Annotated in this window: 24 protein-coding genes; 8 read left to right on the forward strand and 16 right to left on the reverse strand. The window is 52.2% G+C overall.

What is annotated here, in order from left to right; all coding sequences use genetic code 11:
- Nucleotides 1–6: 6 nt before the first annotated feature.
- From HVX64_RS07545 to dsbG, 3 genes are all read right to left on the reverse strand, one after another.
- Nucleotides 7–624: a ParB/RepB/Spo0J family partition protein gene (locus HVX64_RS07545; RefSeq protein ID WP_043001452.1), complete on the reverse strand. Its 618-nt coding sequence runs from the start codon at nt 622–624 to the stop codon at nt 7–9.
- Entirely contained in the window at nt 609–1,832 is a 1,224-nt protein-coding gene (locus HVX64_RS07550) for a phosphoadenosine phosphosulfate reductase (protein WP_043001451.1), read from the reverse strand. Before HVX64_RS07550 ends, HVX64_RS07545 begins: the two co-directional genes overlap by 16 nt.
- Nucleotides 1,833–2,164: 332 nt before the next feature.
- The gene (dsbG, locus tag HVX64_RS07555) at nt 2,165–2,911 is read right to left on the reverse strand and encodes a thiol:disulfide interchange protein DsbG (protein ID WP_181825429.1); all 747 of its coding nucleotides are present in this window, start codon (nt 2,909–2,911) and stop codon (nt 2,165–2,167) included.
- A 376-nt stretch (nt 2,912–3,287) separates the two neighbouring features.
- Here dsbG and ahpC point away from each other — a divergent pair, with 376 nt between their 5' ends.
- Nucleotides 3,288–3,851 (forward strand): alkyl hydroperoxide reductase subunit C, encoded by a 564-nt coding sequence (gene ahpC / locus HVX64_RS07560; RefSeq protein ID WP_004859485.1) that lies wholly within the window; start codon nt 3,288–3,290, stop codon nt 3,849–3,851.
- A gap of 243 nt (nt 3,852–4,094) precedes the next feature.
- Entirely contained in the window at nt 4,095–5,660 is a 1,566-nt protein-coding gene (gene ahpF, locus HVX64_RS07565) for an alkyl hydroperoxide reductase subunit F (protein WP_044256621.1), read from the forward strand.
- Nucleotides 5,661–5,737: 77 nt separating this feature from the next.
- On the opposite strand, the gene uspG is transcribed toward ahpF, so the two are convergent.
- From uspG to rnk, 3 genes are all read right to left on the reverse strand, one after another.
- Nucleotides 5,738–6,166 carry a universal stress protein UspG gene (uspG, locus tag HVX64_RS07570; protein WP_043001448.1) on the reverse strand — a complete coding sequence of 143 codons (429 nt, stop codon included), beginning with the start codon at nt 6,164–6,166 and terminating at the stop codon, nt 5,738–5,740.
- Between the two features lie 110 nt (nt 6,167–6,276).
- Entirely contained in the window at nt 6,277–6,366 is a 90-nt protein-coding gene (yldA, locus tag HVX64_RS24265) for a small membrane protein YldA (protein WP_272482625.1), read from the reverse strand.
- Nucleotides 6,367–6,513: 147 nt separating this feature from the next.
- Nucleotides 6,514–6,924 (reverse strand): nucleoside diphosphate kinase regulator, encoded by a 411-nt coding sequence (gene rnk / locus HVX64_RS07575; protein ID WP_043001447.1) that lies wholly within the window; start codon nt 6,922–6,924, stop codon nt 6,514–6,516.
- 274 nt (nt 6,925–7,198) lie between these two features.
- Between rnk and HVX64_RS07580 the strand changes: the two genes are divergently transcribed.
- Nucleotides 7,199–8,035 carry an alpha/beta hydrolase gene (locus HVX64_RS07580; RefSeq protein WP_043001446.1) on the forward strand — a complete coding sequence of 279 codons (837 nt, stop codon included), beginning with the start codon at nt 7,199–7,201 and terminating at the stop codon, nt 8,033–8,035.
- A gap of 96 nt (nt 8,036–8,131) precedes the next feature.
- On the forward strand, nt 8,132–8,755 hold the full coding sequence (locus tag HVX64_RS07585) for a flavin reductase family protein (RefSeq protein WP_043001445.1): 624 nt from the start codon (nt 8,132–8,134) through the stop codon (nt 8,753–8,755).
- A 38-nt stretch (nt 8,756–8,793) separates the two neighbouring features.
- Here the strand turns inward: HVX64_RS07585 and rna are convergent, their stop codons facing one another.
- The 8 genes from rna to citC all read right to left on the reverse strand — a co-directional run bounded on the left by rna (nt 8,794) and on the right by citC (nt 16,453).
- Nucleotides 8,794–9,600, reverse strand: a complete 807-nt coding sequence (gene rna / locus HVX64_RS07590; RefSeq protein WP_044256618.1) for a ribonuclease I — start codon at nt 9,598–9,600, stop codon at nt 8,794–8,796.
- A gap of 111 nt (nt 9,601–9,711) precedes the next feature.
- Nucleotides 9,712–11,175 (reverse strand): citrate/succinate antiporter CitT, encoded by a 1,464-nt coding sequence (citT, locus tag HVX64_RS07595; RefSeq protein ID WP_043001443.1) that lies wholly within the window; start codon nt 11,173–11,175, stop codon nt 9,712–9,714.
- Between the two features lie 25 nt (nt 11,176–11,200).
- Nucleotides 11,201–12,109: a triphosphoribosyl-dephospho-CoA synthase CitG gene (citG, locus tag HVX64_RS07600; RefSeq protein ID WP_044256616.1), complete on the reverse strand. Its 909-nt coding sequence runs from the start codon at nt 12,107–12,109 to the stop codon at nt 11,201–11,203.
- A complete protein-coding gene (citX, locus tag HVX64_RS07605; RefSeq protein WP_044256614.1) occupies nt 12,081–12,632 on the reverse strand; it encodes a citrate lyase holo-[acyl-carrier protein] synthase in 552 nt (183 codons plus the stop codon). Before citX ends, citG begins: the two co-directional genes overlap by 29 nt.
- Before the next feature lie 3 nt (nt 12,633–12,635).
- Nucleotides 12,636–14,168, reverse strand: a complete 1,533-nt coding sequence (gene citF / locus HVX64_RS07610; protein WP_043001440.1) for a citrate lyase subunit alpha — start codon at nt 14,166–14,168, stop codon at nt 12,636–12,638.
- Nucleotides 14,169–14,178: 10 nt separating this feature from the next.
- On the reverse strand, nt 14,179–15,087 hold the full coding sequence (citE, locus tag HVX64_RS07615; RefSeq protein WP_044256612.1) for a citrate (pro-3S)-lyase subunit beta: 909 nt from the start codon (nt 15,085–15,087) through the stop codon (nt 14,179–14,181).
- Nucleotides 15,084–15,380: a citrate lyase acyl carrier protein gene (gene citD / locus HVX64_RS07620; RefSeq protein ID WP_044256610.1), complete on the reverse strand. Its 297-nt coding sequence runs from the start codon at nt 15,378–15,380 to the stop codon at nt 15,084–15,086. Before citD ends, citE begins: the two co-directional genes overlap by 4 nt.
- On the reverse strand, nt 15,377–16,453 hold the full coding sequence (citC, locus tag HVX64_RS07625) for a [citrate (pro-3S)-lyase] ligase (RefSeq protein ID WP_044256608.1): 1,077 nt from the start codon (nt 16,451–16,453) through the stop codon (nt 15,377–15,379). The genes citD and citC overlap by 4 nt, the downstream gene beginning before the upstream one ends.
- Before the next feature lie 389 nt (nt 16,454–16,842).
- Here citC and dpiB point away from each other — a divergent pair, with 389 nt between their 5' ends.
- The gene (gene dpiB / locus HVX64_RS07630) at nt 16,843–18,504 is read left to right on the forward strand and encodes a sensor histidine kinase DpiB (RefSeq protein ID WP_043001436.1); all 1,662 of its coding nucleotides are present in this window, start codon (nt 16,843–16,845) and stop codon (nt 18,502–18,504) included.
- Entirely contained in the window at nt 18,473–19,150 is a 678-nt protein-coding gene (gene dpiA, locus HVX64_RS07635; protein ID WP_043001435.1) for a two-component response regulator DpiA, read from the forward strand. Before dpiB ends, dpiA begins: the two co-directional genes overlap by 32 nt.
- Before the next feature lie 56 nt (nt 19,151–19,206).
- On the opposite strand, the gene dcuC is transcribed toward dpiA, so the two are convergent.
- A complete protein-coding gene (dcuC, locus tag HVX64_RS07640) occupies nt 19,207–20,592 on the reverse strand; it encodes an anaerobic C4-dicarboxylate transporter DcuC (protein WP_043001434.1) in 1,386 nt (461 codons plus the stop codon).
- Nucleotides 20,593–21,038: 446 nt separating this feature from the next.
- Between dcuC and pagP the strand changes: the two genes are divergently transcribed.
- A complete protein-coding gene (gene pagP, locus HVX64_RS07645; RefSeq protein ID WP_043001433.1) occupies nt 21,039–21,617 on the forward strand; it encodes a lipid IV(A) palmitoyltransferase PagP in 579 nt (192 codons plus the stop codon).
- A gap of 173 nt (nt 21,618–21,790) precedes the next feature.
- Nucleotides 21,791–22,000: a transcription antiterminator/RNA stability regulator CspE gene (gene cspE, locus HVX64_RS07650; protein WP_000034826.1), complete on the forward strand. Its 210-nt coding sequence runs from the start codon at nt 21,791–21,793 to the stop codon at nt 21,998–22,000.
- A gap of 53 nt (nt 22,001–22,053) precedes the next feature.
- Here cspE and crcB read toward each other — a convergent pair whose 3' ends face one another.
- The gene (gene crcB / locus HVX64_RS07655; protein WP_043001432.1) at nt 22,054–22,437 is read right to left on the reverse strand and encodes a fluoride efflux transporter CrcB; all 384 of its coding nucleotides are present in this window, start codon (nt 22,435–22,437) and stop codon (nt 22,054–22,056) included.
- Nucleotides 22,438–22,440 lie beyond the last annotated feature (3 nt).

Here is a 22,440-nt window from a genome sequence, read left to right on the forward strand (position 1 = left end):
ATCAGGTTATTTCACCGTCCACGCTTTTGAAAACCGACGACTGGCAAACAGCTCCTGAAGACCGTTGATCTGTTTCAGGCGCAGGACTTCGTCCTCGTCCATCCCCAGTTCCTTACCGATTTTTTCGTCTTCCCATCCCAGTAATGCCAGTTCACGTACGATCTCTGACATCGCGTGGATCTGATGACGGCCACGAGCACGGTTATGGCGAATAGTTGCTGCCATGCGGTCATGCCGCTCCCCTTCCAGACAAGTAATGGGTAAATAGCCTTTGAGACGGGATTTAAGCGAGGCTTTGCTTTTCCCCAGTTCATGGCGGTGAAAACCGTCGACGATCTCATACTCTTCCGGACTGGATTGGGTGGCAACAATGGGTTGGGTAAAGCCATCCGCCTCAATGGATTTCAGCAGCAGCTTTTTCTCCGGTGGTGCGACGTTATTAGGATTGTAATCGTTAGGCGAAATGCGATCGTTTTTTATCCATAGCACACAGTCAACCGGCTCGTTGCGAAATGGACTGACGCTGTGAATCGCCTTTCTGAACTCATTGATGGCTTTAATTCTTTCGTCATCAGATAAGCCAGAAAGATAGCTAAGAAGGTCCTGAGTTAATCGTTGTTGCATAAAATTCCCCATTCCTTGCGTTTCGCTTTCATGCGTTCGCTATAACGCTGGTAACTTTTCGGTTTAGTTGGACTGAAAGAGAGCGCCCGACACCAGTAATCATTGTTCAATAACACTTTGCAGATGCGTCGCCAGGAGGGAATATCTTTTGAACCGATATCACCCGTCTGCGTTTGCGGGATCTCACCGAGGCCGTTTTTTTTGTACCACTGTAAATAGACGGCGATTTTGTTGCGGTAATGCTCTGCCGTGGAGATGGGCATGCTGAGCAGTAACAGCATGGCGTAGTCCTGCCAGCTCAAATGATCGGGCTTGAGAATTTTTCGATGGCCATAGAAGTGATTATCCTGCCCGGCGTAGATCCCGCCGCTCCTGACGCCACTCACGCGCTCGCACATCGCGGCCCATCTTTCCGGTTCAACAACATGATAGAGCCATAATCCCTGGCGCTGTTCAGGGCCAAATGGTTCACAAATACGCATGTAACGGGCCGGAACACCGGCCTGATACATCAGGTTGTAGAGCGGATTACAGGGCAAATTGGTGCGACCAAACCAGGTCCAGATATCGGCTGTTTTCCAGTCATACAATGGATAGATATACCAGGTATGTCCGCCTGGTGCGGCGGTCGTCCAGGGTTTGTCATCGGCAAAACGCTGTTTACGTAAACTGGCGATTGCTACAAAACGGTTATAGGATTCATCGGCCCGAATCCCGATCATCATCGCTGCCGGGCGTTTATTCGAAAACCAGTCGGCAAATTCACGTACAAACTGTTCGAAGGTCATGCCGGATTGATAGAAGGGAAAATAACCCGGATCGGTGATGGCGTCTGGCGGCGGTTGACGAACCCACTGGGCATTGGGTTCCCAACACTGCCATTCAGGCTGAAACTGTGACAGTGAGTTTTGGGTGGTGAGCGGAAGGGCAACCCAATAGAAATGGTCGATGACATCGGCATACATTTCGCGCAGCGCGGTAATATAGCTAATGGTACAGGAAAATTGCGCTTCCCAGTCAATGAACAACACATTGATTTTTTTGTGTAGCTTACGGGCAATATTGGCCGTCAGATGTAACATCAAGCCAGAATCTTTACCACCGGAAAAGGAGACGCATACGCGGGGAAGATTTTCGAGAGTCCAGGTGATGCGTTCTTCAGCGGCTTCAAGAACATTTTGGTTTAATGATATTTTATAAACGGACATGTATCGCTTATCCTTAAACGTTAAAGTCATTCGCCTGAAATAGATATCCCTCTATAATATAAGACTTTTTTGGGATCGTGCAATACTTAAATAAATTCAATGAATTAATTAAATTATCTTACATATATCCGTTTTGAATATATTTTAATATGATATTACATGCTTGCTATACAAGCTGGTGTGGTTAAAAACAAAGGGTTTTTGCAAAGAAATGTTTCTTTCTGGTTTGAGTGTTACTTAAGTAAAGCTTAAATGACGAAGTGATTTTTACAACGTGTTATGAGAAATATTCAGGGTAATTATATCTAATGGCATATAATTACCCGTAGTACTTATGGATGTGTCATCATGGCATCCAGTTGCGCTTTTTCAGGCAAGCCAACGACCTGCTGAAGAACGTTATCTTTATTCATATAATAAATTGCGGGCGTGACGTTTGCGCCTAAATCATCCATGATTTTCTGGTTCATATTGAGGATTTTCATGTGTGCCGGAGAAATCGCTTTGGGTACCGTGAGTGCCATTTTTCCGCCAGAGGCTTCATAATCATGCCAGGTATTTGCCGGATCGTTCGATGCCAGAATGGCAGCAGCGGTAGCTGGGCTCTCTGGTTTGATGACGCCGACAAGTAGCGTTCGCAATTGGACTTTGCCGGACTCCACCCATGGGCGGGCCTGTTGCCAGAACTGTTTGCAGTACGGACAGAAAGGATCAGCAAAAACATACAGCACCACCGGAGCCTCTTTTTTGCCATCGAGAAGCCAGTCGGCTTTTTCCATGCGCTGCCACATTTCCCGTCCGGCAGGCGCATAGATTTCTTTCTCTATCAACTGATTGCTCAGGTTTTCGCCTTTTTCATTGTACATGTAGCCTGAAATGGCCTGCTTGCCATCAGGCGTCAGGTAGATAGTGACCCCCATATCCTGATATTTCCCAAGATAGCCTTTCATCCCGCCGGGTGCATCGAACGACTTTATAATGGTAATCCCTTGTTTTTCTATCGCTTTAACGGGCGCGGGCAGGTCTTCGGCCCAGGCAAAAAGAGGGAGCAGGGAGAGCAAAAGCGTACGTTTTAACATCATTTATCCTTATAAATCAGAGCGATTGCGAGAACGGTGGGGAAACCTATCACAGCCATAGATAAGACCTCAGGCTGGAACGTTGCCCTTTGAGGAGTGGGGTGGTGTAATCATTCTCGCTGTTACAGCCTTTGTTAAGGTAATGTAGAGCGCAACACATAGCCAGTTTCACTGGCGCTGAAGTTACCCACGGGTAGTTCAGGTAACGGGGCTGCCTGCAAAGGTGGCCCTTTTTACTTTGCGTCGTAGCACGTTCACAACGTTGAATTGAGAGGTTTGTTAGCTAACGCTTATTGATTTGATAAAGGAAACGCATTAGCCCTGTCAGTCAATCTTCGGTAACTTATCTCTCAACGAAAACATGGAGGAAGTACAGATGTCTTTGATTAATACCAAAATTAAACCTTTTAAAAACCAGGCGTTCAAAAACGGTGAATTCATCGAAGTGACCGAGAAAGATACCGAAGGCCGCTGGAGCGTCTTCTTCTTCTATCCGGCTGACTTTACCTTCGTATGCCCGACCGAACTGGGTGACGTTGCAGACCATTACGAAGAACTGCAGAAGCTGGGCGTAGACGTTTACTCCGTCTCTACCGACACCCACTTTACCCACAAAGCATGGCACAGCAGCTCCGACACCATCGCCAAAATCAAATATGCGATGATCGGCGACCCGACTGGCGCCCTGACCCGTAACTTCGACAACATGCGTGAAGACGAAGGTCTGGCAGACCGCGCGACGTTCGTTGTTGACCCGCAGGGTATCATCCAGGCGATCGAAGTTACCGCTGAAGGTATCGGCCGTGATGCTTCTGACCTGCTGCGTAAAATCAAAGCCGCTCAGTATGTTGCTTCTCACCCAGGCGAAGTGTGCCCGGCTAAGTGGAAAGAAGGCGAAGCGACGCTGGCTCCATCCCTTGATCTGGTCGGTAAAATCTAAAAATTCCGGCGTTTTTCATGCCACAGGTGTGTTGGCTGCGCTTATTCATCCCGGTCACTTACTTATGTAAGCTCCCGGGGATTCATAAGCTTGCTGCCTTCCTGTGACAAGAAATACTGGGAATTTACCTCACATACGGGTGCTTATGGGTGCCCGTTTTATTCAGCACCATGACGCAAGTTGTATTAATGCAGACTCAGCCAAATCAGCTTGCATGATGATGTTTTCAGAGAGGGAAGAACAATGCTCGACACAAATATGAAAACCCAGCTCAAGGCTTATCTTGAGAAACTGACGAAACCTGTTGAGCTGATTGCGACGCTGGATGACAGCGCTAAATCGGCGGAAATCAAGGAACTGCTGGCTGAAATCGCTGGACTGTCAGAGAAAGTCACCTTTAAAGAAGACAACAGCCTGTCGGTGCGCAAACCCTCTTTCCTGATCACCAATCCGGGTTCAACGCAGGGGCCGCGTTTTGCAGGTTCTCCGCTGGGACACGAATTTACGTCGCTGGTTCTGGCGCTGTTGTGGACCGGTGGACACCCGTCAAAAGAAGCGCAGTCTCTGCTCGAGCAGATCCGCGATATTGACGGCGATTTTGAATTTGAAACGTATTACTCACTCTCCTGCCATAACTGCCCTGACGTGGTACAGGCACTGAACCTGATGGCGGTGCTGAACCCGCGTATCAAGCATACGGCGATTGATGGCGGCACGTTCCAGAACGAGATCACTGAGCGTAACGTGATGGGCGTACCGGCTGTCTACGTTAACGGGAAAGAGTTTGGTCAGGGTCGGATGACGCTGACGGAAATCGTGGCGAAAGTGGATACTGGCGCTGAAAAACGCGCCGCAGAAGAGCTGAGCCAGCGTGATGCTTATGATGTTCTGATTGTCGGTTCCGGTCCTGCGGGTGCAGCCGCAGCGGTTTACTCCGCACGTAAAGGGATTCGTACCGGCCTGATGGGTGAGCGTTTTGGCGGCCAGGTACTCGATACTGTGGATATCGAAAACTACATCTCTGTCCCGAAAACGGAAGGGCAGAAGTTGGCTGGTGCACTGAAGGCGCACGTCGATGATTATGACGTGGATGTCATCGACAGCCAGAGCGCCAGCAAACTGGTGCCAGCGGCCAGCGAAGGCGGTCTGCATCAGATTGAAACCGCTTCCGGTGCGGTACTGAAAGCGCGCAGCATTATCATTGCTACCGGTGCGAAATGGCGCAACATGAACGTTCCGGGCGAAGATCAGTATCGTACCAAAGGCGTCACCTATTGCCCGCACTGCGATGGTCCGCTGTTTAAAGGCAAGCGTGTGGCGGTGATCGGCGGCGGTAACTCCGGCGTAGAAGCGGCGATTGATCTCGCAGGGATTGTGGAACACGTGACCCTGCTGGAATTTGCCCCGGAAATGAAGGCGGACCAGGTACTGCAGGACAAAGTTCGCAGCCTGAAAAACGTCGATATTATTCTGAACGCGCAGACGACAGAAGTGAAAGGCGATGGCACGAAAGTGGTTGGTCTGGAATACCGCGACCGTGTGAGCGGCGACGTTCACAACGTTGAACTGGCGGGGATCTTCGTCCAGATTGGCCTGTTGCCAAACACCACCTGGCTGGAAGGGGCGATTGAACGCAACCGGATGGGTGAAATCATCATCGACGCGAAATGCGAAACCAGTGTGAAGGGCGTATTTGCGGCGGGCGACTGCACCACCGTACCGTACAAGCAGATTATCATCGCGACCGGCGAAGGGGCGAAAGCCTCCCTGAGCGCCTTTGATTACCTGATTCGTACGAAGACGGCATAAAAAAAGAAAGTAAGACTACACCTGCAAAATGAAAGAGGTGCCGACTGGCACCTCTTTTTTTGTCAGTCATCAGATGATTAACGCACAACCAGTACCGGCAGCGTGGCATGACGTACCACGCTTGAGGCGTTAGAACCCAGCAGGTGTGTGGTAATTGACGGATTACGTGAACCAATGACCACTACGTCAGCATTCAGTTCTTCACCCAGCTCATTGACCACGTCACGGACGCTGCCAAAGCGGACATGCTGCTTAATACGGGAAGGATCGATACTGAAGTGACCGACCATCGTTTGCAGTCGGGTTTCGGCTTCATGCTGTAAGTGTTCTTCAAAACGACGAACGTCGGCGGCGAAGCGATGCAGGCTCAGGCTGGCAGAACCAGGCAGCACATGCAAAAGATGAATGACGCCATCCTGCTGCGCCAGAAATTCAGCGTGGCGAATCGCCTTATCGCTGAGTTCCATTTCAAAAACATCAACCGGCATAATGATTGTCTTATACATACCCGTTTCTCCCTGTTAATTAATACTTAAATCATTCAAGCATATAATAATAATTCTGTCTGCTTTCTGCAGGGTATTTTTCGCATGTGCGGCGATTCCTTGTTCATTCGCTACCAGTGATTCTCCAGGTAAAGCACGGCGCCGACGATGATCGCCGCCATAATGAAGAATCCCAGTAATATGCTGAATGTATCGTTCATGACCGCACCTGCCAATGAAACCGATTCAGTGTGGACGAGTCAGGAAAAAGGCGAACCAGGAAGAAAGGGTGATTTTACGGAAGATGCCGGAAAGAGGATGCGAGTGCATCCTCTGGGTAAAGCGGAAATTCGCTTATGCAGATGGGATTAACGCAGGAAGTCGCCAGCAGCTTCTGGCTGGTATTCCAGCTCCAGCACTTCGAGGTGGGTGGATACGCCGCCCGGAAGTTCCCAGTGAATGGTGTCGCCCACACGCACGCCCAACAGCGCTGCCCCCACTGGCGCCATCACTGAAAGTTGCGTACTGCTGTCGGTCATCGCCGCAGGATAAACCAACGTGCGCACGCGAATTTCGCCATCGCTCAGATTGCGGAATTTAACACGACTGTTCATGGTCACGACGTCATGCGGCATGGTCTCTGGCGAACACATTTGGGCACGATCCAGCTCGGCATTTAACGCGTCGGCAATGGGTAAATCTGCATACGCGGGTTGCTCCAGTAAGCGATCGATGCGTTCTGCATCAAGGTCGTTAATGATGATAGTTGGTCTGGACATTTTTACTCCATGTCGTCAGTACTGCGTTTTGCCGCAGGTAATATTCCCAAAAGAAAACCCTCACCGTCTGGCGGCAAGGGTTTAACTCTCCCGATGATACTGAGACTTACCCTGGGTTTGAAGTGATTTAGTTCACATTCGGGTAAATAGCTAAAAAAGCATCGCTGGTATGAATTTTATTGGATAAACGTGATCGTTCTCAAATTTGCATTATGCTTTTTAAGCGCGCGCCGCGAGCGCGTCACTTTCTCAGCGTTCCGTTACAGGAGATCTCATGAGCCAGTACGACAAAATTACTCTCAAAGATGGCAGCTATCTGTATTTTAAGGACTGGGGTGATCGCAGTGGACAGCCCATTGTCTTCAGCCACGGCTGGCCGTTAACGGCAGATGCCTTTGAAGATCAAATGTTTTTTCTGGGGTCGAAAGGATATCGGGTGATCGCCCACGACAGGCGCGGGCATGGACGTTCCGCGCAACCGTGGGAGGGGCACACGATGGATCAGTATGCCGACGATCTGGCTGAACTGACCGCACACCTGAACCTGCAAAATGCGGTGCACGTCGGTCACTCGACGGGCGGTGGCGAAGTGGCGCGTTATATTGGGCGACACGGGACGCAGCGCGTGGCGAAAGCGGTATTGATTGGCGCGGTGACGCCTATCATGGTGAAAACGGATTTCAACCCAAACGGCGTGCCAAAAGAGGTGTTCGACGGTATCCGCGAAGGCGTTGTCAATGACCGTGCCGCCTTTTTCTATGAACTCACTGCCGCCTTCTACGGCTATAACCGTCCGGGAGCGAAAGAGTCGAAAGCCGTGCGCGAGAGTTTTGTTGAGCAGGGATTACAGGGCTCAATAAAAGCGCTGTACGACTGCATCAAGGCGTTCTCGGAAACAGATCTGCGCGAAGACTTGCGCAAAATGACCATTCCGACGCTGGTCATTCATGGCGATGACGATCAGATTGTCCCGCTTGAAACCTGCGGCAAAGTGGCGGCGGAAATCTTGCCCGACGCGCAACTGAAGGTCTACGCGGGCGGTTCCCACGGCATCTGCACCACCCATAAGCAGCAGATAAATCAGGATCTGCTCAACTTTATTCAGTCGTAATCTTTAACGGATTGCTCTACGCTGATCCTCTTCCATCAGGGGGATGAGCGGAGCGCATTTCGTGCTTCGCCGACGTTAAATTCATCAGAGAATACTATGTATTTCTATCAACCCTCGCAGGGACACGGCCTGCCGCACGACCCGCTGAATGCCATTGTTGGCCCCAGGCCAATTGGCTGGATCGCTTCTCAGGACACCGCAGGCCGGGATAATCTGGCGCCTTATAGCTTCTTTAACTGTTTCAATTATCAGCCGCCCATTATCGGTTTTGCCAGCACCGGCTGGAAAGACAGCGTGCGTAACATCATGGAAACCGGAGAGTTTGTCTGGAACCTGACCACCCGAGAATTAGCCAGCGCGATGAATGAAACCTCTGCCAGTCTGCCGCATGGCGAAGATGAATTTTTCGCTGCCGGTCTGACGAAGGCGGAAAGTCGGCTGGTAAAAGTGCCACGCGTTGCGCAAAGCCCGGTGAATTTTGAATGTCGCCTGTCGCAGAGTATTCAACTGACGACCGCGCAAGGTGAAGCCATCGAAACCTGGCTGATCCTCGGTGAAGTTGTCGGGATTCATATTGCCGAAACGCTGTTGGAAGAGGGGATTTACCAGACCGCAAAAGCACAGCCCGTGCTGCGTGCTGGCGGCCCTACGGCCTACTATGCGATCAGCGAGTCGCACCGTTTTGATCTGGTGCGCCCGGATGCGCGTGCGAAACGTTGATTTTTGACCCGGCGCGGATTTCACGTCGGGTCAAAAGATCAGTAACCTACTTTGTCGATGACGAACTGCTTACCACAGTTTCCCGGATGGGGTTGCGGAGCAAACGAGTCGGCGGAGAGCGGCGCGTTAATGGCACTGGCCTTCAGCGAGAACTGGATCTCCGTCAGATAAGCCGGATTGCCGTGACAACTCAGTTTTACTGCTTTGACGGCCTCTTTTCCCCAGCGTTGGGCCACCGCTGCATCGAAGGCGCGGCGACTGACGCTCTTACCGTAATTCTCGCCCAGAAATGCCCCTAATTCGCTGGCCTTGATCTCTTTGTTCAACCGCACCATGGTGCCGAAGTACGCATCCGGGTCGAAGCCAAAACAGGCGCCGTGTTTCGCGTATTCATAGCGTTCGAGGCAAGAACGTCCGCCTGCTCCTGGCATAACGTCACTGAGTTTCGCGGCGGTTTCCAGCGAAAGTCCTGTTTCAGGCGCAGAACATTTGCGACTGGCGCGAGCTTCCGGCTGATTAGGGATCGGACGCGTGGCGCAGCCAAAGCGCATCCAGCGGCGTTCATCGACTCCGCGTGAAGCGACCGATTTCGGTAATCCTGGCCACAATCCGTGAACGGTCAGAAAATCGACTTTGTTGGCGGTCTCTTTTTGCAGGCGACACTCGTCAGGCTCACGGCGGTCCCGATCGTGCTGGCTCTGACAGAAGCCTGTCTGCCAGGAGAGCGCCAGCACATAACGGTCAAAGTCACCGTACTGCGTTGCCTGTAATTCGTTGGCGGTTGCGGTAGAAAGGGGGAGGAGTGGGGCGGCGAGCCACACCCATTTTTGCCAGGTCGGTTTCATGATGATTCTGAACTTATATAAAATCTGAATAGTATCTATTTAACCATAAAAAAAGCCCGCGAGGTGTCTTTACCCTGCGGGCCTTGATCCATTCAGTGTTTTACGTCAGAACTAGTTCCACATCGCCAGAATCGGCCAGCCAACCAGCAACAGCATCGCAATGTAAATCACCCCGAAGATGGCGCCAAGACGCCAGTAGTCTTTGGATTTAACATAGCCGCAGCCGTAGATAATGACCCCTGGGCCTGTTGCGTACGGCGTCAGACAGCCCATGATCCCGATGGACAGCACCAGCAGGATACACAGATGTTCCATCGGCACGCCTGGGATTCCTTTACCGACCGCCAGAATCACCGGCAGCATGGTAGCCGTGTGCGCCGACAGGCTGGCAAACAGGTAGTGGGCAAAGTAGAACACCAGCACCAGCACAATTACCGTCGCGTTAGGCGAGAACCCTTCCAGATGGGTGCTCATAGTACTGGCGAACCAGTCAATAAAACCGGAGCGGGTTAAACCGTTTGCCATGACCACGAGGGTGGCAAGGTTCACCAGCGTGTTCCAGGCGCTGTTGTATTTGGTAATGTCTTTCCACGGCACCACATGCAGCGCCAGCATCAGTGAAACGGCTAACAAACCGACGGCGGTGGCGTCGATCATTTCACCGCCAAAGACCCATAACCCTAAGCTCAACAGAACCAGACCGATCAGCGTCCACTCTTTACGCGTCAAGGTACCCATAGTTTTGAGTTCGTCACCCGCCCACGCTGCGACTTCCGCACTGTGTGTGATTTCAGGCTTGTAGAGAACATACGAGAGCCACGGCGCAACGATCAGCAAAATGATACCGACCGGCAGGAAGCCCAGGAACCACTGCAGCCAGCTAATCTGCACACCGGCGATTTTGCTGACAAATTCCAGACCCAGCACGTTTGGCGCAGCACCCGTAACGAACATCGAAGAACTCAGACTGGTACTGATGACCATCATCCACATCAGGTAACCGCCGATACGACGTGCGGACGGATCGTTCGGGAACGATTTAAACAGCGGCGGCAGGTTTTTGATTACCGGGAACACGGTGCCCCCGGTACGGGCGGTGTTAGATGGCGTAAACGGCGCCAGCAGAATATCGATGATGACAATCGCATAGCCCAGCGTCAGGGTGCGTTTGCCCATGAATTTCACCAGGAACAGCGCGATACGACGGCCAAGCCCCGTAACTTCGTAGCCCAACGCGAAGATAAACGCACCGAACACCAGCCAGACGGTGGTACTGGAGAACCCCGCCAGACCCCATTTCAGCGCCTGTTTACCGGCATCGAATGCCGGGTCCGCCAGCTCTTTGGCATCAAAGAGCAGGTAGTTGCTACCAATGACGCAGATGGTCACGGCGATAAAGCTGATCGCGGTAGCCGGAATCGGCTCCAGGATCATACCGACGATCATCGCCACGAAAACGGCGAAGTAATGCCATGCCTGCGGGGGCATGCCGTCCGGGACAGGGATAAGAAACATGACACCCATGACGACCAGGGGAGCCAACAACTTCCATATACTATCTTTCGATAAAGACATAAGTGATTCTCCGGAAAGGATCTTTTCAATAATTGTGTAAATGTTTAACTTGAGAAATCTGGGCTAAAAACCACGTGACGATCAGCAGGTCGGCACTGCCGCCAGGGCTGAGATTGCGTTCAATGCAGTGGCTGTCGAACTGATGCAGATGATCGAGATCGGCGGGGGTTCGGATGCCCCCTTGTTGTAACAATGCGTTTGCCTGCTGCTGTATCCAGCGCAGTCCTGCCGCACCGCCGCGCGAGGCCACGTTGGTATCGCCGTTGCGCGCAATCAGCAGGAGTAAGGTGTCCAGCAGCGCCAGCTCGGGATCGCGTCCCTCGGCTAACAGGGCGCGATAGTGCGGAAGCGCATGGCGGATGACTAACGGATATCCCGCTTCGGCTTCGCCACGTGCGCCGGTTAACCCAAGTTGCTGATAAAGTCGCTGGCCTGCCGTGAGTTGTTGGTTGTTGTTGCGCAGTTCGCGCTCGGTCAGGCCGCGGCAAAAGTGGGCGGCGGTGGTACAGATCGTTTCCGGGGTGATGGGCTGCTGCTGTTGATGTAGTCGGCCAATGGCGGCACACAGCAGACCGAGAGAAAAAATGCTGCCTTTATGGGTGTTCACACCCGCGGTGGCGCGAAACATGTCCGCTTCACAGGCCATACCTAACGGGCGTAAGCCGGTTAATACGGCATCGGCCGGCATCTGCGCACTGCATGCACCGTATTCAATAAAACGCGGAAGCCAGGCCTGAATCGCCAGCGCGCTGCGATGAAAATCCGTCAGCGACATGTCTTTATGCGCGCCGCAGTTCAGACGATCGACCAGCCCGGGTTTTGGCGACAGATTGACTTCCGTCAGCATTGCACGCCACGCCAGATGGCCGTATGCGTCAAACAGCGTACGAGGAAGAGCGGTCGTTTCAACGGGCATATTGGGAATCGGCAGCATGCAGCAGCGCCTCCATGTGGGCGATCAGATCGGAGAGCGTGTGAGTTTTCCCACGCGCGCATTCGGCAGCGCTCTGCTCGCACAGCAGGCAGCGGCGGGCGGGAAGGGCGAAATGACGGCGGGAGAGAATGTCGCCTCCGGGTGTGAGCACATCGATGTCCCACAAACGTCCCAGAGGATGGGTATGTTCGAGCTCAATGGTCGCGAGCTTGATGTCACGGGCCGGTGCCTCAATCGAGAGCATGCCTTCCGGCCCGCATGCTGAGGCCAGTGCAGCCTGCTCCCTGATATGCCAGCCCGCCTGTGCCGCCAGCGTATGCAGCGCAGTCACGCCATGATTAAAGAGGCGACGGGTGAGCTCGCTGTCTTTAATCGGGCCAGGTGCTACCACGGTAAAGGAGACCAGTGGAATGGGATGGCGCGCTAGCCAGACGTGTTGCCGTGCTTGTCGCGCATCCCGGCTGACGAGCAGCTCGGGAATTGAAACGGCGTGGCGGGTGGCCTGTTCAGGGAGCAGGTGCATGGCTTATTCCTTCACCTGATGAACAACATCGATCACTGAACCGTCGCGATAGCGCACCACGGCAATCACACGGTCGGTGAATTCGATGGGACGGGGTTCACCAGTGAGCTGTTGCGCACGTTCACGCAGCCACTCGATGGAGACCACCTTCATCCCGGCTTCTTTCAGGCGTTCCGCCAGTTCCGGACGTGCCGGGTTAACCGCAATACCATGATCGGTAACCAGAATATCGACGCTGGAACCCGGCGTGACGCAGGTCAACACGTTATCCACCAGCGTCGGAATGCGACCCCGCACCAGCGGTGCGACGATGATTGACAACGCAGCGGCGACGGCGGTATCGCAGTGTCCGCCGGACGCGCCGCGAATGACGCCGTCAGAACCGGTCAGCACGTTGACGTTAAACTGGGTGTCGACTTCCAGCGCACTCAGCACGACCACATCCAGACGGTCAACGGAGGCGCCTTTTGAACCCCAGTTGGCATACTGGTTCGCGCTGATTTCAATGTGATTCGGGTTGCGCGCCAGTGACTCTGCGGCATTGCGGTCGAAGCTCTGTACGTCCAGCAGTTTGCGAATCAACCCTTTTTCATGCAGATCGACGATGGTGGCCGTGATACCGCCCAGCGCGAAGTCTGCGCGGATATCGCGGCGACGCATTTTGTCTTCCAAAAAGCGCGTGACTGCCAGTGAGGCGCCGCCAGTACCGGTTTGCAGTGAAAAACCTTCTTTGAAATAGCCGGAGTGGGCGATGACCTCTGCCGCGCTGCGGGCAATCAGCAGTTCGCGCGGGTTGGTGGTCATTCGGGTGGCGTCAGCTCCGATTTTATCGGCATCGCCGACCTGGTCTATCTGGACGATCAGATCAACCTGATCCTGGGTAATGCTGGCCGGGTTGTGCGGATAAGGCAGCAGTTGTTCCGTCAGTAGCACCACCTGTTTAGCACTTTCAGCGTCAACGCGGGCATAGCCGAGTGAGCCACAGCATGCTTTACCGGTGTAGCCGTTAGCGTTACCGAACGGATCGCAGGACGGGACGCCGAGGAAGGCCACATCAATGTTAAGTTCGCCGCTCTGAACCAGATGCACGCGGCCGCCGTGGGAGTGAACCTGAACGGGTTCGGCGAGCAGGCCGCGAGAGATCTCTTCTGCCAGCGGTCCGCGGAGACCGGAAGTGTAAATACGGTTAACGACGCCGTTACGGATATGGTCGACCAGCGGCGCGTGGCAATCGCTCAGGGAGCTGGAAGCCAGCGTCAGGTTTTTAAATCCCATGCTGGCGAGGGTTGCCATCACCAGGTTAATGGTCAGGTCGCCGCCGCGAAACGCATGGTGGAAGGAGATAGTCATGCCATCCTGCAAACCGGAACGGCGGATTGCCTCTTCCAGGCTGGCGCACAGTTTCTGGTCGCGCGGTTTCTGTTCCTGCAGGGCCTGCTTTGCGGCGCTGGTATAGGTGGAAAGGTCGCTTTCAGCCAGGCGGCTCCAGGCTGCTACCCGTTCCTGTCGTTGAGACTGTTCGTTTTTCTGGGTCATTGTTTTTGCCTTATTCTTCGCGGATGCCGGAAAGTTCTGCACGGGAGAGCACCAGACGTGCGCGCTCGATCACCGGGCTGTCGACCATCTTGCCGTTCAGGGAGACCACCCCGAGGCCTTCACGGGCGGCGGCTTCTGCGGCTTCCACGACCAGACGCGCGTGCGTCACTTCTTTTTGCGTCGGGGCATACAGGTTGTGCAGCAGGTCAATCTGGCGAGGGTTGATCAGCGATTTGCCGTCAAAACCCAGCTGTTTGATGTGGGCGGCTTCGTGCAGGAAGCCCGCTTCGTTGTTGGCATCGGAATAGACGGTATCGAAGGCCTGAATCCCGGCAGAGCGCGCGGCCTGCAAAATAGAACAACGGGCAAACAGTAATTCAGTCCCCTCCGGCGAACGTTCCGTGCGCAGGTTGCGTACATAGTCTTCCGCGCCCAGCGCGATCCCGATCAGACGTTCAGAGGCGTGGGCGATTTCCACGGCGCGAGTGATGCCTAACGGTGACTCGATGGCGGCCAGCAGACCCGTGCTGCCCGGCTCGCGACCGCAGGCTTTTTCAATGCGCAGAATTTCGCTTTCGATATCGATAACATCCTGAGCGGTATCGGTTTTCGGCAGACGAACTACGTCAGCGCCGCCGCGAACGACGGCTTCCAGATCGTTGATCCCCCATTCGGAATCCAGTGCGTTAACGCGCACGATGGTTTCGACGTCGCGATACAGCGGATGCTGCAGTGCGTGGTAGACCAGACGACGAGCGGTGTCTTTTTCACGCAGCGCGACGGAGTCTTCCAGGTCAAACATCAGGGCATCTGCCGGATAGATAAACGAGTTGCTGACCATCGCGGCATTGGCGCCGGGAACAAACAGCATGCTGCGGCGAGTGCGCGTTTTGCGCTGTTGCAGAGAAGCGGAAATCATTGGCGATCCTCCCAGGGCAGGGCCGGGATACCGCTGGCGCGCGCCAGTAATGCTTCCAGTCGTGCACGTAAAATGCAGTCCAGTGCGCCTTTATCATCGACATTCAATTGCACGCCGCGCACGTCATACTGCGTCAGAACCTCCAGAATGGTGGCGCGAATGGCCTCGCCAAACTGTTTCTCAACGCTGCTGTTGATCTGCAGGTCAATCTCCTGCGTATCGAGAGGGGCGATGCGTATCATCACATCACCGGACTCAAGTGTGCCTGCGACGGCAGCCTGGTTTATTTTCATTTTTCACCTGTTACTAATGCGGGGGTCTTTTGGCGGACTGTCGCGTGAGCGGGTGTGCGCTCAGGCATGCTTTGCAGGTAGTGCAAAGTGGCTGAAGGCACCAGCGACGCGATAGCCGTGAGATCTTTTTTCACGAGCAGTTTGCGCACCAGAGACGCAGAGATCGGCGTCCCCTGGAAACACAGTCGCTCGATTTCCACCAGTTCAATGGGCGGGGCGGGAAGAGTCGGCGTTTCCAGCCAGAAACGCATGTCGTGGTTATACTGGGCGGTTACGCCGCAAAACGGTTCCGTACCGACAAAGCGATGGGTGATCCCCAGCGCAGGTGCCAGATACTGACGAAAAATTTTTAAATCGATTTCGGTGTAGCAATGGTTGATGACGCTTTGTTCTTTAATGAAGTAACACGGGAACGTGGCGCGCGAAATGATGTATTCCGACCCGCGATGAACAGTGAGGTGCGGGATGTCTGCGGTGCCTTTGAGCACCAGGTCGAGTCGGTCTTCATACGGGAAACGGGAGGTATCTTCTTTCACCAGGAACAGATGAAGCCAGTCGCACTGCGCTGCCGCCTGTTGGATTAAATAGCGGTGTCCATTGGTGAACGGATTGGCATTCATCACGATGCAGCCGATTTTCTTGCCGTCATGACGCAGTTTGCTTAATGACTCTGCATAGCGTTTCAGACGTGTGGTGCTGTTTTCCATTAGCACCATGATGCCGGGAACGCGGGTCAGCGTTGAAAATCCGCACTGGCGGAACAACGATTCATACTCAGTTTTGGTATAAATGAAGAGATGCGTGCAGTGCCTTTCGTAGGCGAGATTGATAAGTTCTGTCGCCAGCGTGAGCGCTAACCCCTCGCCGCGTACCGATTCACTAATGGCCACACACTTGATGATATTTCCGGCGATACCGCCGCAGGCGATGATTTTTTCATCACGAGTCACGGTAATAAAAACTTCAACGGTGGTATCGACGCTCAGATCATTTTCTTTCAGGAATTGCGTGATCGCCGCCATCTTTATATTTTCTGAGCGTTTGACTCGCGTGAACACATTATTACCAAACATAGTGGATAAGTCCTGAAGATATATTATTGTTGCCGGTTTTGTATGTATGTTGTACGGAAATACGATTTTATAACGTTTTGTTTTCATTCCGGGAAAAAGACGATTTTGCAACGACCTATTTCTTTTTTTCCGGAATGCATACATCGTAAGGAGTATTTTCGAGGTAAATTTTGATTTATTTCACAAACACTTAGATGGTTTTTATGAGTTTAATGGTTTTAAGTTTTTTAATTATTCTTATTACAGATTGTGACGTGGTGTTAAATGACTTAATTGATTTAATGTGGTGAATCTGTAACGATTGTCTTTATTTGCTGCCTGTCTGTATAAAACAATTTCATTACATATGCTGGCGGCTTTTACCGAATTATGCCCATTAAGGAACCGTCATGTTGGTTCAAAAAAATAAAAAGCCGTTTTCTTTTTTTCGCCGACTGGCATTTCCGTTGCGCATTTTTCTGCTTATTCTCGTTTTTTCGGTGTTCATTATTGCCGCGCTGGCACAGTATTTTTCCGCGAGCTTTGAAGATTACTTGAGTACGCACGTTCGCGATATGGCGATGAACCAGGCGAAGATTATTGCCGCCAACGACAGCATCATTGCGGCGGTGAAGGATCGCGATTACAAACGGCTGGCAACCATTGCCGGAAAACTGCAGAGCGATACTGATTTTGACTATGTGGTGATCGGCGATAGTCACTCTATCCGGCTTTATCATCCTAACCCGGAGAAAATTGGCTACCCGATGCAGTTTACCAAGCCTGGCGCGCTGGAGAGGGGAGAAAGCTATTTCATTACCGGGACGGGCTCCATCGGCCTGGCAATGCGGGCGAAAACGCCAATCTTTGATGATGACGGCAACGTTATTGGCGTGGTCTCCATCGGTTATCTGGTCAGCAAAATTGACAGCTGGCGGCTGGACTTCATTCTACCGATGGCCGGCGTGTTTGTTTTGCTGCTGGTGGTACTGATGTTGCTTTCCTGGTTTTTTGCCGCTCATATTCGCCGTCAGATGATGGGGATGGAACCGAAGCAAATTGCCCGGGTAGTTCGTCAGCAGGAAGCGCTGTTCAGTTCTGTTTATGAAGGGCTGATTGCCGTGGATCCCGACGGCTATATTACGGCCATTAACCGTAGTGCGAGAAAGATGCTCGGCCTGCGTTCGCCAGGTCGACAATGGTTGGGCAAACCGATTCATGAGGTGGTTAACCCATCCGATTTCTTTACCGAACAGATTGCCGAAAGGCGTGTGGACGCGATGGTCAACTTCAATGGTCTGAGCGTTATTGCCAACCGTGAGGCGATCCGTTCAGGGGATGAGTTGCTGGGCGCGATTATCAGCTTTCGCAGCAAAGATGAGATCGCCACCCTGAACGCGCAACTGACACAGATTAAGCAATATGTGGAGAGTCTGCGAACGTTGCGCCATGAGCATCTAAACTGGATGTCAACGCTCAATGGCCTGTTGCAAATGAAAGAGTACGATCGGGTCAGGGAGATGGTGCAGGGGGAATCGCAGGCGCAGCAACAGTTGATTGATAGCCTGCGCGAGGCGTTTGCCGATCGCCAGGTGGCGGGCCTGCTGTTTGGTAAGGTTCAGCGCGCGCGCGAACTGGGGCTCAAAATGACGATCGTTCCTGGCAGTCAGCTTCAGCAGTTGCCGGAAGGGCTGGACAGTACCGAATTTGCGGCGATTGTCGGAAATCTTCTCGACAACGCGTTTGACGCCAGTTTGCGTACCGAGCAGGGGAATAAGGTCGTGGAACTGTATCTGAGCGATGAAGGCGATGATGTGGTGATAGAAGTGGCCGACCAGGGATGCGGCGTCCCTGAGGCACTGCGTGAAAAAATATTCGAACAGGGTGTAAGCACCCGTTCCGATGAGCCGGGTGAGCACGGCATCGGACTGTACCTGATTGCAAGTTATGTGGGGCGCTGTGGTGGAACGATTACTCTGGAAGATAACGATCCCTGCGGCACCTTATTCTCTCTTTTTATTCCGAAAGTGAAAAAGAACAATGACGGAACCATTAACCCTATTAATCGTTGAAGATGAAATGCTGCTTGCCGAGATGCATGCAGAGTACATCCGCCATATTCCCGGTTTTAATCAGATCTGGTTAGCCGGTAATCTGGCGCAGGCGAGAATGATGATTGAACGGTTTAAACCGGGCCTCATTTTACTGGATAACTACCTTCCGGACGGGAAGGGGATCACGCTGCTGCATGAGCTGACGGCGTCGCATTATCCCGGCGGGGTGGTTTTTACCACGGCGGCCAGCGATATGGAAACGGTGGCCGACGCGGTACGCAGCGGGGCGTTTGATTATTTGATCAAACCTATCGCCTATGAGCGTCTGGGGCAGACGCTCACCCGTTACCAACAGCGCAGACGGATGCTGGCAGAAAACGACAGCGCCAGTCAGCGACAAATTGATGAGATGTTTAATGCCTATGCGCGAGGCGAGCCGAAAGATGAGCTGCCCACCGGGATTGATGCGTTAACGTTGAATGCGGTTAAAAAGCTGTTTGCTGATCCTCAGGTACAGCACACCGCCGAAACCGTCGCGCAGGCGCTGACCATCAGCCGTACGACCGCCAGACGGTACCTCGAATATTGTGCCAGTCGGCATTTGGTTATTGCGGAAATTGTGCACGGCAAGGTGGGGAGACCGCAGCGAATTTACCACGGTTAATGGCGGCGTATGGCCGGATGAGACATAGCGCGCCCTCATCCGGCAAGGGTTCTGAATCAGCCTCCCGTTACTGCGGAAGAGGTACCCGGCACCATCACTTCGGTCGCAATGATAACGATCAACAGCCCGACCATGACCGGTACGGAGGTGCGTTTTACCACTTCAAAAGGCGAGATTTTTGCCATCCCGGCTACCGCCACGACCACGCCGGAGACCGGGGAGATCGTACGGCCCAGGTTGGATGCCTGTAGCATCGGAATCGACAGATACGCCGGGTTGATACCCGATGATTGTGCCAGCTTAGGAATCATTTCCACGAAAGCGTAGAACGGCGCGTTACCGGAACCGGTGGTCATCGCTGCCAGCATGGTCAGAATCACCAGTACCAGCATCAAAATGATGCTCGCTGAGCCAAACGAAGTGGCGATGGAGATCAGGCTCTGGATGAAGCCAATCGTGCTCAGACCCTGTGCGAAAACACCCGCCGCAACTAACAGCATCACCACGTTCGCAAACGCATCGGCCATACCGCGATACGCCACTTCCAGACCTGAATACACTTTCTGGGTGTTGAAACCCCGGACGAACTCCAGCACTGCCGCAATAAGCATACAGAGCACCAGAATCGTAATGATGTGCAATTGCGGTCCCCACTTACCATCAAAAATCAGCACTCCGATAATCGGCGTAAATGGCAGAATGGCGTAGAACGCCGGCGCCGTGGTGGTGATTTCATTTACGTCCAGCATTTCGTGGGCCGCGTTCTCTTTTTTATCCAGATAACGTTGCCAGAAATAGTGGGCTATCGCCATTCCGATGATTGCCGCAATGGAGATCGGCAGTGTGGTTTTAAAGGCAAAATCGATCAGTGGCATTTCGGCTGCTTTGGCAGCCAGCACGACGTCACCGGAGGTAGGGGAAAGGATAATTGCGGCAGGCGAGGCGCAAATGGCCGCCGCGGCACCGCGGCTGATTCCTACGTTGACCATGATCGGGAAAAGCGTCGCCATCAACAATACGCCGAGTCCGGTAGCGGATGACACTGCCAGGGACATCAGACAGGCAACAAAATAGGCGGCAATCATCAACAAATAAGGTGAATTGATGTACTGCAAAGGCTTCGACGCCAGTTTCACGACCATATCGTTCGCGCCGATGTGGGTCATATAAGCGGCAAATCCGCAGAGCATCATGATCATCATGCCAAGGTCGCCACCACGGCTCATCAGCAGGATCTTGATGTATTCAACGATATCCGTCGCGGAATAACCCGTCGTGGTCTCGCTGGAAGGCAGCACTTTATGGCCCATCAGGGCGCTGATAATCAGCAGCACCAGACCGCCAACAAAGAGCACGCCGGTTGCCGAATACCCTTTAATGATGTAGCGCGCTACACCCACAATAACCACAACTCCAATAAGGAGTTCGATAAATGTCAACATTGTTTCCCCTGTCGCGTAGACACCCAGAAGTGAAATTAAGATAATACCAATAAGTTGGTGTAAAAATGTGCCGAATAAGTGTTTGCTACTTGCTGATTAAAATCAATAAACAGAACGATTAACCGTCGGTCGGCGGCTATTTTTTTCGTTGCCGTGATGAAGGTGAAATATTTAATTTTCCAGTCTCCAGGAAAATTCCTTATTGTTTCATTTTTGTTTTGTTTATGCAGCGCTGTTGTTAATGAGTGGCGGCGAAAGAGTGCTTTCAACGTAAGAGAGTGAAAAGCATACAATATCTGACTGATAATTCAGCGATAAATAATACTGCAAAAGATAGGGTTTAATTGCAGCATTCAAAATCTTAGAACAATCTGATTCAGGTCAGCATTGCCGCTGTTAAGGTTTCATTCAAGTTATTTTTGGTATAATCAAGACTGAACTTAAGAATGGTAATAAACGTTGTGAGTACAGCTAAAAAATATTTTCTCCTTTTTTCATTTCTTTTTATTCAGTTAGCGATGCTGCCGCGTGCAGTGGCAGAAGAAAAAGGGTGGTTTAATACCTTTACAGACAATGTTGCCGAAACCTGGCAGCAACCTGAGCACTATGATTTATATATTCCCGCGATAACCTGGCATGCGCGTTTTGCCTATGACAAAGAAAAAACCGATCGTTATAACGAGCGTCCGTGGGGCGGTGGTTTTGGCCAGTCGCGCTGGGATGAAAAGGGAAACTGGCACGGCCTTTATATCATGGCTTTCAAAGATTCATGGAATAAATGGGAGCCGATCGGTGGTTATGGCTGGGAGAGCACCTGGCGACCTCTGCCGGATGACAATTTCCACCTGGGGTTAGGTTTTACCGCCGGAGTGACGGCGCGTGATAACTGGAACTATATTCCTCTTCCTGTCCTGCTGCCGCTGGCTTCCATCGGTTACGGTCCGGCAACGTTTCAGATGACCTATATCCCCGGTACTTATAACAACGGTAACGTATACTTTGCGTGGATGCGTTTTCAGTTTTGAACTGTTTAATGGCAATAAAATTCATATAAAACAAAGTGATATAAGATAGTGTCAAAAAATAACGCGACATTTATCACTTTTTGCCAAAGTTCGACTGGACAAAGTGAACCACAATTGGTGTACTGGTACCCGACACAGCATTTGTGTCTATTTTTCATGTAAAGGTAATTTTGATGTCTAAGATTAAAGGTAACGTTAAGTGGTTTAATGAGTCCAAAGGATTCGGTTTCATTACTCCGGAAGATGGCAGCAAAGACGTGTTCGTACACTTCTCTGCAATCCAGACCAATGGTTTTAAAACTCTGGCTGAAGGTCAGCGTGTAGAGTTCGAAATCACTAACGGTGCCAAAGGCCCTTCTGCTGCAAACGTAACTGCTCTGTAAGCTTACGTCAGCAAGATTTCAAAACCCGCTTATTAGCGGGTTTTTTTTGGTCTTTAGTGCGCGCTGGAGGCGGAAAATAGCCAGAATGCTAACGCCGTCATCGCAAATGATCCCAACAGGTTGACTAACACATTTAGCATTGCCCAGCCCACCCGACCTTCCTGCAGCAAAAAGACCACTTCCGCCGAAAAGGTAGAGAAGGTTGTCAGGCCGCCACAAAAGCCGGTTGTGATCAAGACTTTCCATACTGGATCGATATTAGTCATTCGACTAAACCATGCCAGTCCCACACCAATGATGAATGCACCCAGTAAATTTGCGGTCAGGGTTCCTATCGGAATCGCCTGATGCATGGGGTTAAACCGCATACTGAGCATCCATCTCGCTACACTTCCTGTGCCACCGCCAATAAAAACCGCTAAAAGAAGTTGTAACACTGC

This window comes from Citrobacter sp. RHB20-C16, from assembly GCF_013890155.1.
In the GTDB taxonomy this organism is placed as follows: domain Bacteria; phylum Pseudomonadota; class Gammaproteobacteria; order Enterobacterales; family Enterobacteriaceae; genus Citrobacter_A; species Citrobacter_A amalonaticus.

What these genes read in the sequence shown, in the direction of transcription:
- HVX64_RS07545 (WP_043001452.1), bottom strand. Translation starts at nt 624, where the DNA reads ATGCAACAACGATTAACTCAGGACCTTCTTAGCTATCTTTCTGGCTTA.
- HVX64_RS07550 (WP_043001451.1), bottom strand. Translation starts at nt 1,832, where the DNA reads ATGTCCGTTTATAAAATATCATTAAACCAAAATGTTCTTGAAGCCGCT.
- dsbG (WP_181825429.1), bottom strand. Translation starts at nt 2,911, where the DNA reads ATGTTAAAACGTACGCTTTTGCTCTCCCTGCTCCCTCTTTTTGCCTGG.
- ahpC (WP_004859485.1), top strand. Translation starts at nt 3,288, where the DNA reads ATGTCTTTGATTAATACCAAAATTAAACCTTTTAAAAACCAGGCGTTC.
- ahpF (WP_044256621.1), top strand. Translation starts at nt 4,095, where the DNA reads ATGCTCGACACAAATATGAAAACCCAGCTCAAGGCTTATCTTGAGAAA.
- uspG (WP_043001448.1), bottom strand. Translation starts at nt 6,166, where the DNA reads ATGTATAAGACAATCATTATGCCGGTTGATGTTTTTGAAATGGAACTC.
- yldA (WP_272482625.1), bottom strand. Translation starts at nt 6,366, where the DNA reads ATGAACGATACATTCAGCATATTACTGGGATTCTTCATTATGGCGGCG.
- rnk (WP_043001447.1), bottom strand. Translation starts at nt 6,924, where the DNA reads ATGTCCAGACCAACTATCATCATTAACGACCTTGATGCAGAACGCATC.
- HVX64_RS07580 (WP_043001446.1), top strand. Translation starts at nt 7,199, where the DNA reads ATGAGCCAGTACGACAAAATTACTCTCAAAGATGGCAGCTATCTGTAT.
- HVX64_RS07585 (WP_043001445.1), top strand. Translation starts at nt 8,132, where the DNA reads ATGTATTTCTATCAACCCTCGCAGGGACACGGCCTGCCGCACGACCCG.
- rna (WP_044256618.1), bottom strand. Translation starts at nt 9,600, where the DNA reads ATGAAACCGACCTGGCAAAAATGGGTGTGGCTCGCCGCCCCACTCCTC.
- citT (WP_043001443.1), bottom strand. Translation starts at nt 11,175, where the DNA reads ATGTCTTTATCGAAAGATAGTATATGGAAGTTGTTGGCTCCCCTGGTC.
- citG (WP_044256616.1), bottom strand. Translation starts at nt 12,109, where the DNA reads ATGCTGCCGATTCCCAATATGCCCGTTGAAACGACCGCTCTTCCTCGT.
- citX (WP_044256614.1), bottom strand. Translation starts at nt 12,632, where the DNA reads ATGCACCTGCTCCCTGAACAGGCCACCCGCCACGCCGTTTCAATTCCC.
- citF (WP_043001440.1), bottom strand. Translation starts at nt 14,168, where the DNA reads ATGACCCAGAAAAACGAACAGTCTCAACGACAGGAACGGGTAGCAGCC.
- citE (WP_044256612.1), bottom strand. Translation starts at nt 15,087, where the DNA reads ATGATTTCCGCTTCTCTGCAACAGCGCAAAACGCGCACTCGCCGCAGC.
- citD (WP_044256610.1), bottom strand. Translation starts at nt 15,380, where the DNA reads ATGAAAATAAACCAGGCTGCCGTCGCAGGCACACTTGAGTCCGGTGAT.
- citC (WP_044256608.1), bottom strand. Translation starts at nt 16,453, where the DNA reads ATGTTTGGTAATAATGTGTTCACGCGAGTCAAACGCTCAGAAAATATA.
- dpiB (WP_043001436.1), top strand. Translation starts at nt 16,843, where the DNA reads ATGTTGGTTCAAAAAAATAAAAAGCCGTTTTCTTTTTTTCGCCGACTG.
- dpiA (WP_043001435.1), top strand. Translation starts at nt 18,473, where the DNA reads ATGACGGAACCATTAACCCTATTAATCGTTGAAGATGAAATGCTGCTT.
- dcuC (WP_043001434.1), bottom strand. Translation starts at nt 20,592, where the DNA reads ATGTTGACATTTATCGAACTCCTTATTGGAGTTGTGGTTATTGTGGGT.
- pagP (WP_043001433.1), top strand. Translation starts at nt 21,039, where the DNA reads ATGGTAATAAACGTTGTGAGTACAGCTAAAAAATATTTTCTCCTTTTT.
- cspE (WP_000034826.1), top strand. Translation starts at nt 21,791, where the DNA reads ATGTCTAAGATTAAAGGTAACGTTAAGTGGTTTAATGAGTCCAAAGGA.